13 protein-coding genes and 1 pseudogene are annotated in these 15,329 nt (G+C 53.0%); 2 read left to right on the forward strand and 12 right to left on the reverse strand.

Annotated elements, in window-relative coordinates:
* The 5 genes from DWX59_RS22500 to DWX59_RS22520 are packed head-to-tail and all read right to left on the reverse strand — an operon-like array spanning position 1 to position 5,577.
* Positions 1 to 1,044, reverse strand: a complete 1,044-nt coding sequence (locus DWX59_RS22500) for a Gfo/Idh/MocA family protein (RefSeq protein ID WP_117561672.1) — start codon at positions 1,042 to 1,044, stop codon at positions 1 to 3.
* A 12-nt stretch (positions 1,045 to 1,056) separates the two neighbouring features.
* Entirely contained in the window at positions 1,057 to 2,019 is a 963-nt protein-coding gene (locus DWX59_RS22505; RefSeq protein WP_117561674.1) for an ABC transporter permease, read from the reverse strand.
* A 7-nt stretch (positions 2,020 to 2,026) separates the two neighbouring features.
* A complete protein-coding gene (locus DWX59_RS22510; protein ID WP_117561676.1) occupies positions 2,027 to 3,508 on the reverse strand; it encodes a sugar ABC transporter ATP-binding protein in 1,482 nt (493 codons plus the stop codon).
* A 60-nt stretch (positions 3,509 to 3,568) separates the two neighbouring features.
* Positions 3,569 to 4,684 (reverse strand): sugar ABC transporter substrate-binding protein, encoded by a 1,116-nt coding sequence (locus DWX59_RS22515; protein ID WP_117561679.1) that lies wholly within the window; start codon positions 4,682 to 4,684, stop codon positions 3,569 to 3,571.
* Positions 4,685 to 4,734: 50 nt separating this feature from the next.
* Positions 4,735 to 5,577 (reverse strand): sugar phosphate isomerase/epimerase family protein, encoded by an 843-nt coding sequence (locus DWX59_RS22520; RefSeq protein ID WP_117561681.1) that lies wholly within the window; start codon positions 5,575 to 5,577, stop codon positions 4,735 to 4,737.
* Between the two features lie 204 nt (positions 5,578 to 5,781).
* On the opposite strand from DWX59_RS22520, the gene DWX59_RS22525 reads away from it, so the two are divergent.
* Positions 5,782 to 6,789, forward strand: coding sequence for a LacI family DNA-binding transcriptional regulator (locus DWX59_RS22525; RefSeq protein WP_117561684.1), 1,008 nt, complete (start codon positions 5,782 to 5,784; stop codon positions 6,787 to 6,789).
* Between the two features lie 94 nt (positions 6,790 to 6,883).
* Here the strand turns inward: DWX59_RS22525 and hydE are convergent, their stop codons facing one another.
* From hydE to DWX59_RS22560, 7 genes are all read right to left on the reverse strand, one after another.
* Entirely contained in the window at positions 6,884 to 7,969 is a 1,086-nt protein-coding gene (hydE, locus tag DWX59_RS22530) for a [FeFe] hydrogenase H-cluster radical SAM maturase HydE (protein ID WP_227117130.1), read from the reverse strand.
* Positions 7,969 to 8,778, reverse strand: coding sequence for an ABC transporter ATP-binding protein (locus DWX59_RS22535; protein WP_117561686.1), 810 nt, complete (start codon positions 8,776 to 8,778; stop codon positions 7,969 to 7,971). Before DWX59_RS22535 ends, hydE begins: the two co-directional genes overlap by 1 nt.
* The gene (locus DWX59_RS22540; RefSeq protein WP_117561689.1) at positions 8,775 to 9,794 is read right to left on the reverse strand and encodes a FecCD family ABC transporter permease; all 1,020 of its coding nucleotides are present in this window, start codon (positions 9,792 to 9,794) and stop codon (positions 8,775 to 8,777) included. The genes DWX59_RS22535 and DWX59_RS22540 overlap by 4 nt, the downstream gene beginning before the upstream one ends.
* A gap of 21 nt (positions 9,795 to 9,815) precedes the next feature.
* The gene (locus DWX59_RS22545; RefSeq protein WP_117561717.1) at positions 9,816 to 11,123 is read right to left on the reverse strand and encodes an ABC transporter substrate-binding protein; all 1,308 of its coding nucleotides are present in this window, start codon (positions 11,121 to 11,123) and stop codon (positions 9,816 to 9,818) included.
* Positions 11,124 to 11,187: 64 nt separating this feature from the next.
* On the reverse strand, positions 11,188 to 12,462 hold the full coding sequence (locus tag DWX59_RS22550) for a nitrogenase component 1 (protein ID WP_117561691.1): 1,275 nt from the start codon (positions 12,460 to 12,462) through the stop codon (positions 11,188 to 11,190).
* A complete protein-coding gene (locus tag DWX59_RS22555; protein WP_227117131.1) occupies positions 12,444 to 13,829 on the reverse strand; it encodes a nitrogenase component 1 in 1,386 nt (461 codons plus the stop codon). Before DWX59_RS22555 ends, DWX59_RS22550 begins: the two co-directional genes overlap by 19 nt.
* Positions 13,810 to 14,601 (reverse strand): nitrogenase iron protein NifH, encoded by a 792-nt coding sequence (locus DWX59_RS22560; RefSeq protein ID WP_117561694.1) that lies wholly within the window; start codon positions 14,599 to 14,601, stop codon positions 13,810 to 13,812. The genes DWX59_RS22555 and DWX59_RS22560 overlap by 20 nt, the downstream gene beginning before the upstream one ends.
* Positions 14,602 to 15,084: 483 nt before the next feature.
* Here DWX59_RS22560 and DWX59_RS22565 point away from each other — a divergent pair.
* Positions 15,085 to 15,329: pseudogene (locus tag DWX59_RS22565) on the forward strand (3-isopropylmalate dehydrogenase); the annotation flags it as partial.

The following is a 15,329-nucleotide window of genomic DNA, read 5'->3' on the forward strand; positions in this document are numbered from 1 at the left end:
CTATTCCCCTCCGCCTATCCTAATTGTTTTTCCTGTTTTGGCAGATTCCATACTTGCAAAAACCGCTTTCATGGCGCTTAATACGCTGCTTCCGCTGATTGGCGGTTCTTTGCCCTGGACAATGCACTCCACGAAGGCATCAATCACACCGGACCTGGTCTGTTTATCATTGGTCTGGATCTGGTCCACATTATAAAGGATTACCTCATTGCCCGGTTTTATGATTTTAATACAATATTCCGGGTCCTCGTATATCCGCATGATTCCCTCAGTGCCATACAATACGGTGGAATTATCCTCCTGCCCATAATAGGTCCAGCTGGCTGTCATGGTCCCGACCACACCGGATTCCATCTTATAAATACAGATTGCATTGTCGTCCACTTCAATCAGACGGCCGCTGCCATCCTTCTTGTCCAGGGATGCCATGACCGCTGTGGCTTCTGCCACATGTTCCCCGAGAAGATATTGGATTAAATCCGTTTTATGGATCCCCAAATCCGCCATGGCGCCCATGGCCGCCTTTTTCTTGTCAAAAAACCATGTATCCCGGCCCGGGTCAATGCTCCAGCCCTCCGGTCCTCCATGGCCGAAGGTTGTCCTGAATGTAATGATCCTTCCGATATCCCCGCGTTCAATCAGCTGCTTTGCAAGCACATGCCCCCTGGCAAGCCTCTGGTTCTGTCCGATCATCAGGCATTTCCCTGATTCCCTCGCCGCGGCTACCATCTGACGGCATTCCGTAAGTGACACTGCCATAGGCTTCTCGCACAGGACGTCCTTCCCTGCCTTTAACGCCTCAATGGAAATTTGGGCGTGAAGCTCATTGGGCACGCATACGGAAACAGCGTCAATCTCCTTATCCTGTAAAAGCTCCCTGTACGTGCCATAGGCACGTCCCCCATACTTCTTTGCAAGGAATCTTGCCCTTTCTGCATTTACATCATAAAACGCAGCCAGCCTGGAGTCCTGGTTGTCCATGTATTCAGGGATATGCCTTGTCTGTGCAATCTTCCCGCATCCGATTATTCCTATGTTTTTCATCATGAACCTCCTTTAATTCTTTGTCAGCATATGGACCCTGATTGCACTGATGCCAAGGGAAATGATGATCAGTGCGCCTGAGGCGATTTCCTGCAGGTAAGAATTTACGCCCAGTATGTTTAATACATTGGAAATAAGTCCCATCAGCAGCACGCCAAAAAATGTGCCTATGATATTTCCTTTTCCTCCGTTAATAGGCGCCCCGCCAATCACAACAGCCCCCATGGCCTGAAGCTCATATCCGGCTCCTGTGGACGGAAGGGCCGAACCCACCCTGGACAGCAGCAGGACCGCTGCCAGTCCCACAAAGAAACCGTTCATTGCAAAAAATACCAGCTTGTTCCCCGTTACCTTGATACCGGACAGGAAGGCTGCCTTTTCATTGGAACCAATGGCAAAAATACGGCGCCCAATCTGCGTATACCTGAGTATGATGCCCACCACCACACAGCCGATGAGGCTGATAATGAAAATCAGGGGAATTGCCCCGAACAGGCGGAACCGGTTCATGGCGTCAAATTTCCCATATACGGTCTGTATCACGCCCTTGGTCAGATATAGGGCCGCGCCCGTATATACGCTGGTTGTGGCCAGGGATATGATAAAGGACGGGGCTTTGAATAAAATTGACAGGACTCCGTTAAAAAAGGTACAGAACATGGCTGTGGCTATGCCTGCGGCGGCAGCGGCCGGAATCGGAATGCCGGAATTCATCATCATGGCCATAAGACAGGAGCTTAAGCCTATGACCGCGCCCACGGATATGTCAAAATTCCCCGATATGATCAGTATGGTGGCGCCTGCGGCAACCAGGCCCAGCACTGCAATCTGCTCAAATATGTTCATTACATTGTTCAGCATGAGGAATCTCGGATTTTTCAGCGCCGTAAGCACGGATATCAGCAAAATAATCAACAGAAGTATGAGCCACTGCTGACTGAGAATTTTATATTTCAAGTTATTTCTGTCCTTCATCTGCCCTTCACTCCTTCACACCAATATATTCTTTTATGAGCCTGTCCTCTGTGGCCTCTTCCGAATCCAGGATGTTCACCAGGCGTCCGTCCCTCATGACCCCGATCCGGTCGCTCATGGATATAAGCTCCGGCATGTTTGAGGAAACCATTATCACGATTTTCTGCTCCATTGCCAGTTTTTCAATCAGTTTATAAATCTCCTCCCTGGCGCCCACATCCACGCCTTTGGTGGGTTCGTCAAAAATATACACATCCCCTTCTTCCAAAAGCCACCGCGAAATCACGACCTTCTGCTGGTTGCCCCCGCTAAGGTTCCCTACCTCCTGGTCCTGGCTGAACACCTTTATCTGCAGCTTTTGTATGCTTTCCTCCACAAGGTTTCGCTCCTTTTTCAGGTTCAGGAAAAAGGACCTGTCATTTCTTGAGATGGTAAGGTTTTCCTTTGCTGAGCGTATCAGGAACAGTCCTTCGCCTTTCCGGTCCTCCGATACAAGGAATACCCCCTTATTTACCGCGTCCTTGGGGTTCCTGGGCGTCACGTCCTTCCCATCCAGGATAAGCGTTCCCGAATCCCTTGGGTCTGCCCCGTAAATCATGCGGACCAGTTCTGTCCTTCCGGCCCCTACCAGGCCCCCCAGTCCAAATACTTCTCCCCTGGATACGGTAAAGCTTACGTCCTTCACAATCCGGTTGCCGGAATAGTGCTCCGCCTTCAGGGCCTGGTCTCCGGACGGGGTGCTTGCCTTCTGATAAAAATTGGACGCATCCCTTCCCACCATTGCCTTAATCAGCTCATCCTGGTCTGTCTCCTTCAGTACAAGCCTTCTGACCATGGCGCCGTCCTTCAGTACATAGGCAGCATCCCCCAGGCGGAACATTTCCTCCAGATAGTGGGAAATATATAGGATGCCCAGCCCCTTTTTCCTAAGCTGTTCCACCAGGTTCATAAGGGACGCGGTCTCTTCCTCCCCCAGGGACGCCGTGGGTTCATCCATGATTAAAATACGCGCTTCCTGATACAAAGCCTTAGCAATCTGGAGATTCTGTTTCTGTCCCGGCGAAAGCTCCTCCACCAGCATGGAAGGGTCTATATCCATGCTGAGGCTCTTAAGCAGTTCCTCTGTCTTTTTTTCCTGTACCCGGTTGTTGACAAAGGCACCTGTCTTCAATATCTCATTTCCCAGGAAAATGTTGTCAGAAACCGTAAGGGACCCCACCAGGTCGGCGTCCTGATAAATAGTGGCAATCCCCAGCGCCATGGCCTGTCCCGGTGTCAGCCTGTCATATGTGGTCCCAAAAATCGTAATCCGGCCTTTATCCGGTTTCTCAGCCCCGGAAAGTATTTTTATCAGGGTGGATTTTCCGGCCCCATTTTCCCCGGCCAGGCATATGATCTGCCCTGCCTCCAGCTCCAGGCCCACATCCCTCAGTACCTGTATGCCGGAAAAGGATTTGCAGATTCCATCCATGGATAATATGTTTCCCAAATTCCTTCCCCTCCCTATCTATAAATGGGGATTCATATGAACCCCCATCCAATCCATTCATTATTGCACTAAATCCGGAAAATACTCTTTGGTCAGATCCCAGTAACACTCATCCACTTCCCAGGGAACAACCTTTGTCTTGTCGTCAATGTTGCTCTGGTCCACAGGCATGATGGGAAGCTCAACCTGCTGCTGTACCGCCGTGTTCTTTCCTGTCGCATACTGGTTCAGGACCTGGTAGGAGACAAGTCCCTCCCAGCCCGGGGAGGAAGAAATGGTGTAAGCCAGCTTGCCGTTCTTAATCAGCGGAAGGCCCGCAGGGGAACCGTTCTGGGATACCACCTTATACTGATCCGCCACTCCCTGTGAATCCAGCATCTGGATGATGCCGGCAGCCATATCTTCATTCATGACGAATATAACTGAGAAATCCTTGCCTGAGGCGATTGCATCCTGGGCAACGGTAATGGCCTTGCTTGGGTTATATTCGCCTTCCTGGATATCAATGATCTTGTTCTTTCCAAGTTCATCCACCTTGGCCTGCATGGCTTCATTGATCCTCTGGCAGGGAACGGACTCAAAGTTTCCTGTTATGACAAAAATATTTTCCCCCGGACAGTTATCCGCAAACCACTGGCCGTAATTATTGCCCATCTCAGTCCAGTCAAAGTCAATGGCCGCAACAATGTCATTGCCATTGTTGTCCAGCGCCGTTCCCACACTGTCCGTGGAAACCAGCGGGATACCGGCCTTTGCACATTTCTCAGCTGCAATTTTAGCGCCGCTTTCATTAAATGAGAAGATACATAAACCGTCCACGCCCTGGTTAATCATGGAGTCAATATTAGAAACTTCCTTGCTGACATCATAATCAGAATTCAGCACCACCACTTTGTTGCCGTCCTTCTCCGCGCCCATCTGGAATCCTTCCACGTTTCTCTGATACCAGGTGTCCGGCCCCGGGGTGATATAGCCATAAACCTTTCCTCCCCCGCTCTCCTCCTTGGATTCCTCCGATGCCTCTGCTTTTGGGGCCTCTGTGGATTCCGGCTCCGCCTTTTCTTCTTTTGCAGCTGTCTGTGCCGCCGTGGTCTTCTCCGGCTGGGATGATCCGGAACAGGCCGTCATCAGGGCCATCCCTGAAACCACCATCAATGCCAACAGTCTTCTTCTCATGTTACACCCTCCTTAGTTAAATGTTTTTGTTTCTATTTATAAATATCCATTTATAAATTCTTTCTCAGGAACTGAAGCCCTTCTGATGCCAGCGCGTCCTGGCTGGCAGCCAGCGGCCTCCATAAGGACACTGCCTTGGCTATCTCTTTTATATCCGTGGTAAACGATTCAATCACCACTGCCCCGTCATAATCAATCTCCTTTAAGGCCTGGCTGATTTCCTTCCAGTCCAGATGGTCCTCTCCCGGCGTGCCCCTGTCATTGGAACACGCATGGAAATCAAAAAGCCTGTCCCCCGCCATCCGGATTGCCTGTCCCAGGTTCTTTTCCTCAATGTTCATATGGAATGTATCCAGCAGGAAGCCTACATTATCACAGCCGATTTCATCCAGCAGCCGGATTCCCTGCTGGACCGTATTGAGGAAATCCGTCTCAAACCGGTTCAGGGTTTCCAGCGCCAGCCGGATTCCCTTTGACGCGGCGTAGCCTGCAAGCTCCCTGAGATTGCCTGCTGCGTACGCCCATTGCCTTTTCCGTTCTTCTGTTGATGCCAGCCTTGCCCTGCCCGTGGCCGCATACATGGGACCCGCCACATAGGGTGAACCCAGGATGGAAGCCATATCAATCAAGGTCCTGATATACGCCATCCCATTATCCCGGTAATCCGGGTTATCGGAGCTGATATCCCGTTCTGTCCCAAAAGCCCCGCATATGTTCACCTGTATGCCAACCCGGTCGGCTTCATGCTTCACAAAGACCGGGTCAAAGGATGCCGGATCCTCCACTCCGATTTCGTAGATATCAAATCCAAGATCCTTTGCATGTTTTAACTGGTCTATGGTATCGTTGGAAAACGGCGACACCCAGATATAGGAACTTACACCGAATTTCATTTTGCCTCCTTATGTTCGTTTTACATTATTATGTAAAATTTTTATTTTTTCTCCTATTTTTCATGGTTTTTTCATCTATTACTATATCTTTTTTTCATATTATTGTCAATACTTAAGAAAAATTTACATTTTTTACATTTCTTCTGTACATTTCCAACAATTTGGTGTATCCTAGATATATCATTTGATTGCGAGGTATCAGATATGCCAACAAAACCAACCATTTCACAGATAGCGGACCTGTCCGGCGTTTCCATTGCGACCGTATCACGTTTCATCAATCATACAGCCGTGGTCAAGGGCAGCACTGCCAGAAAAATCATGGATGCAATCCAGTCCCTGGAGTATCCGTTACCGGAGAATTTCATTACCACCAACCAAAAAAAAGACGGCAAGGTGATACTGATCAATATCCCTTCCGTTTCCAATCCCTTTTATAACGATGTAATTAAAGGCGCGCAGGATGCCGCGCTGCGCCACGGTTACTACACGCTGGTCAATGTACAGCATCTGAACACCACAACAAAATCCACATTCTTCAACCTTTTAAACAATATCAACCTCTGCGGCGCCATCATATTAAATGCGGTAGACCAGGGATACTTTAACAGCCTGTACCATACCCTCCCCTTTGTACAGTGCTGCGAATATACGGAAAACCAGGACCTGGTCTCCTATACCAGCATTGACGACAGGGCCGCTACCAAGAAAATGATGGACTACATACTGTCCACCGGCCATACGAAAATTGCCTTCCTGTGCGGGCCGGACCGGTATAAATACGCCCGTCAGAGAAAGGCCGGATATATCCAGACCCTAAAAGACGCAGGCCTGCCGGTTAATAAGGACTGGATCATACAGCTGCCTGAACTGGACTTTGATATGGCCCTTTCCTCCATCCACCAGCTGATGTCCCAGAAAGAGCGTCCCACTGCTGTATTTGCGGTCTCCGATGTACTTGCAGCGGCTGCCATACGGGGCTGCCGCCTGGCGGGCCTCTCCGTGCCCGAGGATATCATTGTAACCGGATTCGACAATGTCAGCATATCCCAGGCAGCCTCCCCCTCCATCACGACCATTAACCAGCCCAAGTACCAGCTGGGTTACATGGCCTGCGAGCTGCTGATAGAAAAGCTCCATACCCCAGGCGTCAAACCGCGCCAGGTCCTGCTCAATACCGAACTCATCATACGTGAGTCCACCCAGAAGTAGACAACCTATGAAAAATCCCGGCCCGGACGCATATGGCTGCGCCTGGACCGGGATTCCCCCGTTATGGCATAAGCTGTCTGGCACATGTGTGCAGTCACTTCACGGACAGGCCCCTAAAGTCCCCCCGGTCCGTCACCACCTCATATCCGATGGAAGCCATGCGCTGTTTTAATTCTTTTATATTAGCCGCGGCTTCCACGCCCGTGCTGATCTTATTATCATAAAGCATATACTTTTTGCGCACATCAAGAGGCGAAAGGTTGGGCATGACCACATTGGCCCCGGCCAGTACGCCCTGTTCCCGGCCGTTTGGCGCAGCAGTGCCAAGGGCGGTGGTTGCAGGCAGGAGCACGTCCGGAAGCATAAGCCGCACAATGGCCAGAAGCAGGAGCGTCTGGCGCAGCGTGCCTGCCGGACGGCCCCCAAAGGGCGTGTCATGGTGCGGGATGAACGGGCCGATCCCCACCATCTGGGGCTGAAGCCCATACATATACTCCAAATCCTCCGCAATGTGTCCCGTTGTCTGGTAAGGCGCGCCCACCATGATGCCGCAGCCGGTCTGGTAGCCGATTTTCTTTAGGGATTCCAGACATTCCTTCCTGTGCCCGGAGGACATCTGGGGCGGATGAAGGCTGGCATAATGACATGGGTTGGCGGTCTCATGGCGCAGCAGGTAACGGTCTGCGCCTGCATCAAACCACATTTTATAAGTATCATATTCCTTTTCCCCTACGGACAGGGTGATTGCACAGTCCGGGTAGGTGCTTCTGATGCGCTCTACCAGGTAAGCAATCTTTTGGTCGCTGAACCACGGATCCTCCCCGCCCTGGAGCACGAAGGTCCTGAACCCCAGCCCATATCCGGTATGGCAGCAGTCCATTACCTGTTCCGGCGTCAGCCTGTACCGGGATGCTTTCTGGTTGCTCCTGCGGATACCGCAGTAGTAACAGTCGTTTTTACAATAATTGGTAAATTCAATCAGCCCACGGACGAAAACACGGTTCCCGTAACTGGCCAGCGCCTGTTTCCTTGCTTTCCCATAGAGATACCCATCCTGTTCAGGCTCTATATTGTCCAGCAGGAAACAGAATTCCTCCCTGGACAGGATATGGGACTCTGCCAGCCGGTCCACAAGGTTTTCTATGCGCTTTGCACCGTCCATACGTTTTACGCTTTCCATCACGCACCTCTTTCCATCACTTCTTTTAATCCCACCGGCAGGACACATGTATATGTGCGGTCTTTATGTTTCAGCGGATACAGCTTTACCTCCACTCCAAACGCCTCATCCAGATGTTCCTCGCTCAGCACCCTGCCGGTTGGACCGAATATGGCCTCCCCCTGTCTGGTAAGCAGAAGTGCTTTCTGGGAAATGGACAGGGCGTGTTCCGGATAATGGGTATTCACAATGGCTGAGATTCCCTTTTCCCTGCACAGCCGTTCAATGGTTTCCAGCACAATCAGCTGGTTCCTGAAATCCAGGTTGGACTCCGGCTCATCCAGGACCAGGATGGAGGGTCCGCCGGCCAGCGCCCTGGCAATGAGCACCATCTGGAGTTCCCCTCCGCTGATACGGCTGCAGAGCCTGCCTTTAAGATATCCGATTCCAATCTCCTCCATACAGGCCAGGGCGATTTCCCGGTCCGCTTTTTTTGGCTGGCCAAAGGTGCCCAGGTACGCATTCCTCCCCAGAAGGACCATATCCTCCGCATGATAGGCAAAGGCGGACGCCTTGGCCTGGGGTACGTATCCGATTTTCTGCCACAGCTGGTGATACGGGATTTCCTTTATGCTGATCCCGTCAATATACGTGCCCCCTGTCTTCCATTCCAGAAGGCCCAGCATACATTTAAGAAGGGTTGTCTTGCCCGCGCCGTTGGCGCCCAGTACGGACATCACCTCCGGCTTATCCATGATGAAATCCACATGGCTGAAAATACATTCCTCCCGGGGATATCCGAATCCCCCGTCCTTTACCTCAAACCTCATAACCGGATACCTCCTGTCTTTCTGAGGAGCAATATGAAACATGGCGCTCCAATAAGGGATGTTAATATGGAAACCGGTATCTCCGATGCGGTGACTGACCGTGCCGCCGTATCGATGATAAGCATGAACACTGCGCCGAACGCCATGCTGGCCGGCATGACGGAGCTGTTGTCATTGCCGAATATCATGCGCACCATATGGGGAATGAGCAGCCCCACCCATCCAATCTGGCCGCACATGGACACCACTGCCGCCGTGACCATGGCTGACCCCACGATCACAAGTCCCCGGATCCTCCTGACCGGGATTCCCAGGGACCTGGCCTCATCCTCGGGCAGGGACATGGAATTAAGCTTCCACCTTAACAGGAACAGCAGCACGCTGCCTATCAGGATGAACGGCGCCCCCATGACCAGGGTGGCCCTTGTGGTGCTTGCCATGCTGCCCATAAGCCAATAGGAAATGGCGGGAAGCACATCCTGGGGGTCGGCAGCGTATTTCACCAGGGAGACAAGGGCTGAGAACAGGGAACTGACCACCATTCCGGCCAGTATGACCATAAGGGGAGGCATGGCGCCTTTGACCCGTCCCACGCTCCAGGCCATCAGCACTGCCGCGATTCCCAATATCATGGCCAACAGCTGGATTCCGAATGCAGGCAGCCCCAGGAGGATCCCAAGCACCGCGCCAAAGGATGCGCCGTTGGCAGCCCCCAGGGTGTCCGGCGTGGCCAGGGGATTGGCAAACAGCCCCTGGAACGCCGCGCCTGCCGCTGCCAGGCCGGCGCCGGATAAAAGTGCCAGCAGCACCCTTGGCAGCCGGATGTTGGATATGACGGTCCTGACCTGTCCCGGCACCTCCTCCCCGGGAAACGCCCCGGGTACCAGCACCGCCGCCAGCTCCCTGGGTGATATGGTAAAACGGCCCATGGCCATGGCCGCTGCGGCCGATGCAAAGATTACTGCCAGGGAACCAAAGGTCCAGTACCTGTTCCACCTGTGTCTGCATTCATTCATGTTCCTGTCCCACCCCTGCTCTTATTTCTTAAATCCGGCCGCAGCATCACGGCCCGGATGGTACATCCTCTGCACCTGTCCATCGGTTAACTCCACTCCGTACATATCCTTATAATAATCCTTGACCTCTTTGTTGATGTCCACGTCCGCAAACAAGTCGGGATATACCTGTTTTGCCATCCACAGGAGTGTCAATGGCGTATCCGTGCTTGGCGTATAGCTTCTGTATGTGCCAAGGGGAAGCTTGAATACATTTTTATCCCGTACCGCCTTTACCGGGCTCCAGTCATCCTGGCCAATTGCATTTTCATACAGATCCTCGGGCTGGGCCGGGGTGAAGTTGGTGATGAAAATGACATCCGGGTCCCACTCATATACCTGTTCCATGTTGATGACCGCATTGGAGTTTTCCGCTGCCACGCCTTTTGCAGCATTGCGGCCCCCCACTGCATCGCACCAGAACTGCCCAAAGAATTTCTTGCCAGAGGTCACCATGGTGGTATCGCTGTAGTTGAACAGGAACAGGATGCTTTTACGTTCCTCTTCCCTAAGGCCGGCCACCCTGCCCTGGATATCCTCATAAACCTTGTGGCTGTACTGGGAGACCCGTTCCGCCGTGTCTTCTTTTTCCGGGAAAATCTCGCTTAACAGGGCAATCCACTGGTCGTATGTCTCAATGCTGTCATAGTCCCATTTATTAACAGATATGCCCACCGCAGCAAATCCTGCTGCACGCAGCGCTTCTCCTAACTCCTTGCTGCCCGCACTGTAGATGACCACGTCCGGTTCCAGCTTCATCAGCTCTTCCATATTGATATCACTGCCGTTCATGAAGTCAGTGCCTGCATTCAGGATATCCGGGAACAGCTCACCTAAAAGCCCTGTCCGTGCAGCGCTCATGCTGGCCGGATTCATACCCACCACCTTTTCCCCTGACCCCAGGAGTACGGTTATGATGGATGGGATTGGGAAAATGTCGGTAACCACCACACGGTTTACCTGGTTTGGGATTTCCACCTGGTTTCCCGCGTGATCTGTGATGATTTTCGTATCAGACGCGCCTTTGGACGCTTCCTGTCCTTCGTCCTGGCCCTTCCCGGAATCCGCTTCCCGGGCCTGTTCCTGCCCGGCGCCGGAACTTTCGGACCGGCCCTGTCCTGTCCCTTCCGCCCGTTCCTTCCCTGCCCCCGGGTCCTGGGCCTGCCCAGGGGCGCTGCTCTCTGTCCGGGCCTGCCCCGCGCTTCCCGCTGCCTGCTGCCCTGACTGGCACCCTGCAAGGCCTGCGGCCCCAAGACATATACTCAAAATAACTGCTGTTAACTTTTTCATGATATTCCCTCCTTTTATCCAGTTCCCTGCCATTGCCGGGAACCATCCTTACCTTTAATCCCGTCTATGATCCGCAGACAAACGGCCTCATGGCGCTGTGGTACATCCTGCCGGAACACGCCTCATGGGGGAAATCCACAAATGCCGCCTGTTTATCCTTGGGGCATACCTGGCGGTAAAGGGGGTCTGCAATCACTACCGTGCTTCTTCCTATACGGCTGATTGCCTCATCCTCATCCCACACAAGCATATCCCCCTCTTCTGCCATGGATTCACTGCCTTCTACAGGGCAGAGCACCGTTACATCCCGGGCTCCCAAATCCTCCCTGAGGCTGCACCGCAGGGAACCTGCAATTACCTGCTCACCCACAATCAGCACCCGCTCCCTTGAAAGGTCGTCCGGCAGGCCCGGGATACACGGACCGGCGTGATGCAGGCCAGACACCCCTTCCCCGGATGCTTCCCCGCCAAACAGGGACTGGTTCTTCCCTGTCCCTGCCCCCAGACGCAGAAGCCCTGCCAGGCGCAGCGCCGTCCTTCTTCCTATGGGGGTGCCTGTCACATAAGGGGTGCCATACTTTTTTTCCAATTCCATGGCAGCGGGCAGGCCCGCTGCGGAAACAACCAGGTTCACATCCGCCAGCCCTGCCAGGCGCATGTCATCCAGACTGCTTTTCATTGCCCAGCATCCCACTGTCTCCATGCCGTGGCAGGACAGGAACTTCCTGATTCCTGACACATTTCCCGTCAGGGAGAAATCCAGGGGCGTGGCCCCCAGTATGTTAACCCCCAGGCGGGCGCCCCCTGATCCCGGGCCTTCCGGGAATCCTTTGCCCATCTGCCCCATCCCCGCCTTTATTTCCTCCAGCTCATCCGCCGTGGGACAGAACCGTTCCGCAATCCGGCGCAGCGCCTCTCCCGCCCCCCGGACGTAGGAATGCATTCCATTGGTGGCAATCCCAAAAGTGGGGATTCCCGTTTCCTTCTCAATCATTCTGGCAAGTCCCTTAAAGTCGGTTCCCATCATCATGGGAATGGGGGTTCCTCCCAGACAGATGAATCTGGGATGAAGGTTCCTGGCTGCATCCACTATATCCCGCACCAGCTTATCATCATCCCCCATGACAGCCTCCAGCTCGGACAGGGCGGATATGTAAACCATGCTGTCCATGGAATACCATCTCGGCTCATCGTGGGTGGTATATGTGGAGTTGCAGCCGGAGGCATCATGCATCACGGTCATGCCTCCCAGTTCATAGAGGGCCGAGCACACCCCTGATATGTCTGCCGCGTAAACCGGCAGGATACGGTTTATCCGTTTCAACAGAAGCACCCCCATCCCTTTACCTGAATCAGTTTCCCTGTATCCTTTTCCTCCATGGCAGCTTCCTGCATCAGCCCGGCAAGTTCCAGGATCCCTCCGCAGCCATACAGCCCTCCGTCCTCCACCATGTTGACAAAGTGGGGCGTTCCTGTAAAGTAGGCCGCCTTCTGGCCAATCGCCAGTACCCTGCCCCCAGATTCCTCATACAGGCCGCGCGGCAGGACCGCCATCTTATGGTGGACCGTGGGACATACGAGGATATGGGGACAGCGCTCTTTCAGAAAGGCAATGGTATCTTCCTCCTCGGGCGATATGGTATCAGCATAAATCCTGTCTACCCGGAATCCGTACCGGGTCAGGAGCCGCGCCATGCCAAAGGGACGTGAAGAAGCGGTATAATCAATGACCACCGACCATCCTTCCAGCATATGGGCCAGCCGGATCAGGGCCTCCTCCGCCTTCTTGCGTATATCCCAAAGCTTCAGGCTCTTCCACACGCAATCCCAATCCAGTTCCAGAAGGTCGGACAGGCATTTCCAATGTTCGCCGATTTCATCCCAATCATAGCTGACCGGAAGATAGACCCATTCCTGCCCCAGCCGCTCCTTTAGCTCCCTGGCAGCCGGACGCCCCAGGGGATGGGTGACTATGTTTAGGCGGGCCGAGGCCATTTCCTGATATTCCTCAAAATTCCGGCAGGTACAGATATCCTTGAGGAAGAACCCATTTTCCTTCAGTCCCCTGTATAACTCTGAGCTTTCCCTGATTGCCAGGTTGCTGCCGATTATGTTTACCTGCCTCCTGTCCGTCCTGGCAGGCCTTAACAATGAATAAAGCTGTTTTCTCATAAACGGGTCCGGAGGCATCTTGGTCTTGCGCATGATGGGGTTCATCCAGCACTGGACAAACCCAACCTGCGTAAAACGTCTGTCCAGTTCCCCGAACACCAGCTTCATATCCGTTCCAAGGAAATGGTGGATGCAGCTTGTAAAAAGCAACAGCGCCTTTGGAAGCTTTGGAAGGCCCTCCAGGATATGGGTGATTCCTTCTATGATGATTTCCTCGCAGTTTCCGTCCAGCACAGACTCCTCATCCACGGTAATGGTAGAAAACCGGTCCGAATCATTAAGTTCCGCCGCGGACAGCACCACGCCCCGCAGGCAGCTCTGGGCGCACACAAACACCTGATGGCTTTCCGGCAGCAGCATGCCGATATGTACGATGGTCCAGCCTCCCCTGGCCGGCGCGCTGTACTCCAGGCCATATGTAAATGGCGCCAGGCCGGACAGGGCTGCCAGTTCGGTTGCCGTGCCTTTGGCATCCGGGCCTTCGGTCTGTTTTCCCAACGGACATCCCGCGGCCTCATGCAGATTCTTTAGCATTATCCTTCCTCACCTGTTCCTCTCTGCAGACTGCGAGCACCGCATCCGCCAGCTTCTTATATTCCCCGGCAATATCGCTGTCAGGAAATACTTCCATCACGGTCTTTCCCAGTTCCTCCGCCTCTCCCACCAGGGGGCTAAAGTCAAGGGAGGCAATGATATCCGTCCCCATGTCCCGGGCCAGTTCTTCCGCCTTCTCCTGTTCCCGCTTCACGCCCCGCCGGTTCAGGATAAGGCCGCCCAGGCCGGCATAACCACGTGCCTCAAAAGCCTTCACGGCACATGCAATGTTGGCTGCCGCATAGATTGCCATGTTCTCCCCGGATGTGACGATGAATACCTTATCCGCATACCCCTCCCGGATAGGCATTGCAAAGCCTCCGCATACCACATCCCCCAGCACGTCATATATCACCACGTCAGGACGGTAGATGTCAAATGCATGTCTCTCTTCCAGCGCCTCAAAGGCAGTGATGATCCCCCTGCCCGCACAACCCATGCCGGGCGTGGGTCCGCCGGCCTCTGCACAGAGCACGCCTTCGCTGCCCTCTGTCACCAGCTCCTCAAGTCCTGCCTTATCCCCCTTTGCCCGGATGATGTCCAGGATGGAGGCAACCCCCTTGCCCTCATGGAGCTGGATGGTGGAATCCGCCTTTGGATCGCAGCCAATCTGCATGACCTTATACCCCTTCTTTGCCAGGGCAACTGACAGGTTGGAGGAAATGGTGGATTTTCCAATCCCGCCTTTCCCATAAATCGCTATTTTCAGCATAACCGTTCTTCCCCTTTACATTTTAATCACCGCAAATAAAAAATCCCCTCTCTGAAAGTCAGAGAGGGGATGTAAATAACAATAATACACCTGGCCGCGCAAAGAAACGCCGGCAGCCTGGCTGATCCGCTCTCTCTTTATCTCAGGGTTGCTTCGCATCAGAGAAAGGTTTTATCCGATTACTTACCATCATATTCCAGGCCGGGGGAAAATGCAAGTACTTTCTAAAACCGGGTGGGGGACTATGGACATTTGACCGTTTTGTGTTATACTGGATTCACAGAAATGTTGAATCATTTCAAATCCTGTGGATTCCTTCCACAATAAGATTCACTGCCCCAATGGCAGTCTGGCGTGCTTATGCACTGTTTTGGCCGGTTCGGCCGCAGCTTCACAGTTAATTAAGGATTGGATACAAGGAAAATTTCAGGAGGGCTATTGAAGTTACGTTTTTTTTAAATTATACTGAAGGGAGTAACATGAATGGGGAAAAAGGCTTTACAGTGGCACCCTGCGTTCCAGGCCGCCCTGCAGGTGGAACTTGCCCAGGACAGACCGTTCCTGCGCTTTTATGAAGAATACAACCTCAGCAGGAAGCCGCTTCAGATGGACACGCTGATTGTCAAGCTGGAACCGGGACACGCTGTCAGCAAGAGTATCGGGAGGATATTCCGCACATATAATATCGTGGAATATAAGAGTCCTGAGGACTATATCAGTGTAAATGA

Source organism: Enterocloster aldenensis, from assembly GCF_003434055.1.
GTDB classification, from domain to species: Bacteria; Bacillota; Clostridia; order Lachnospirales; family Lachnospiraceae; genus Enterocloster; species Enterocloster aldenensis.

Coding starts and splice junctions, on each gene's coding strand:
- DWX59_RS22500 (WP_117561672.1), bottom strand. CDS start 1,044: ATGAAAAACATAGGAATAATCGGATGCGGGAAGATTGCACAGACAAGG.
- DWX59_RS22540 (WP_117561689.1), bottom strand. CDS start 9,794: ATGAATGAATGCAGACACAGGTGGAACAGGTACTGGACCTTTGGTTCC.
- DWX59_RS22550 (WP_117561691.1), bottom strand. CDS start 12,462: ATGGGGGTGCTTCTGTTGAAACGGATAAACCGTATCCTGCCGGTTTAC.
- DWX59_RS22505 (WP_117561674.1), bottom strand. CDS start 2,019: ATGAAGGACAGAAATAACTTGAAATATAAAATTCTCAGTCAGCAGTGG.
- hydE (WP_227117130.1), bottom strand. CDS start 7,969: ATGGAAAGCGTAAAACGTATGGACGGTGCAAAGCGCATAGAAAACCTT.
- DWX59_RS22560 (WP_117561694.1), bottom strand. CDS start 14,601: ATGCTGAAAATAGCGATTTATGGGAAAGGCGGGATTGGAAAATCCACC.
- DWX59_RS22520 (WP_117561681.1), bottom strand. CDS start 5,577: ATGAAATTCGGTGTAAGTTCCTATATCTGGGTGTCGCCGTTTTCCAAC.
- DWX59_RS22515 (WP_117561679.1), bottom strand. CDS start 4,684: ATGAGAAGAAGACTGTTGGCATTGATGGTGGTTTCAGGGATGGCCCTG.
- DWX59_RS22545 (WP_117561717.1), bottom strand. CDS start 11,123: ATGAAAAAGTTAACAGCAGTTATTTTGAGTATATGTCTTGGGGCCGCA.
- DWX59_RS22555 (WP_227117131.1), bottom strand. CDS start 13,829: ATGCTAAAGAATCTGCATGAGGCCGCGGGATGTCCGTTGGGAAAACAG.
- DWX59_RS22525 (WP_117561684.1), top strand. CDS start 5,782: ATGCCAACAAAACCAACCATTTCACAGATAGCGGACCTGTCCGGCGTT.
- DWX59_RS22535 (WP_117561686.1), bottom strand. CDS start 8,778: ATGAGGTTTGAGGTAAAGGACGGGGGATTCGGATATCCCCGGGAGGAA.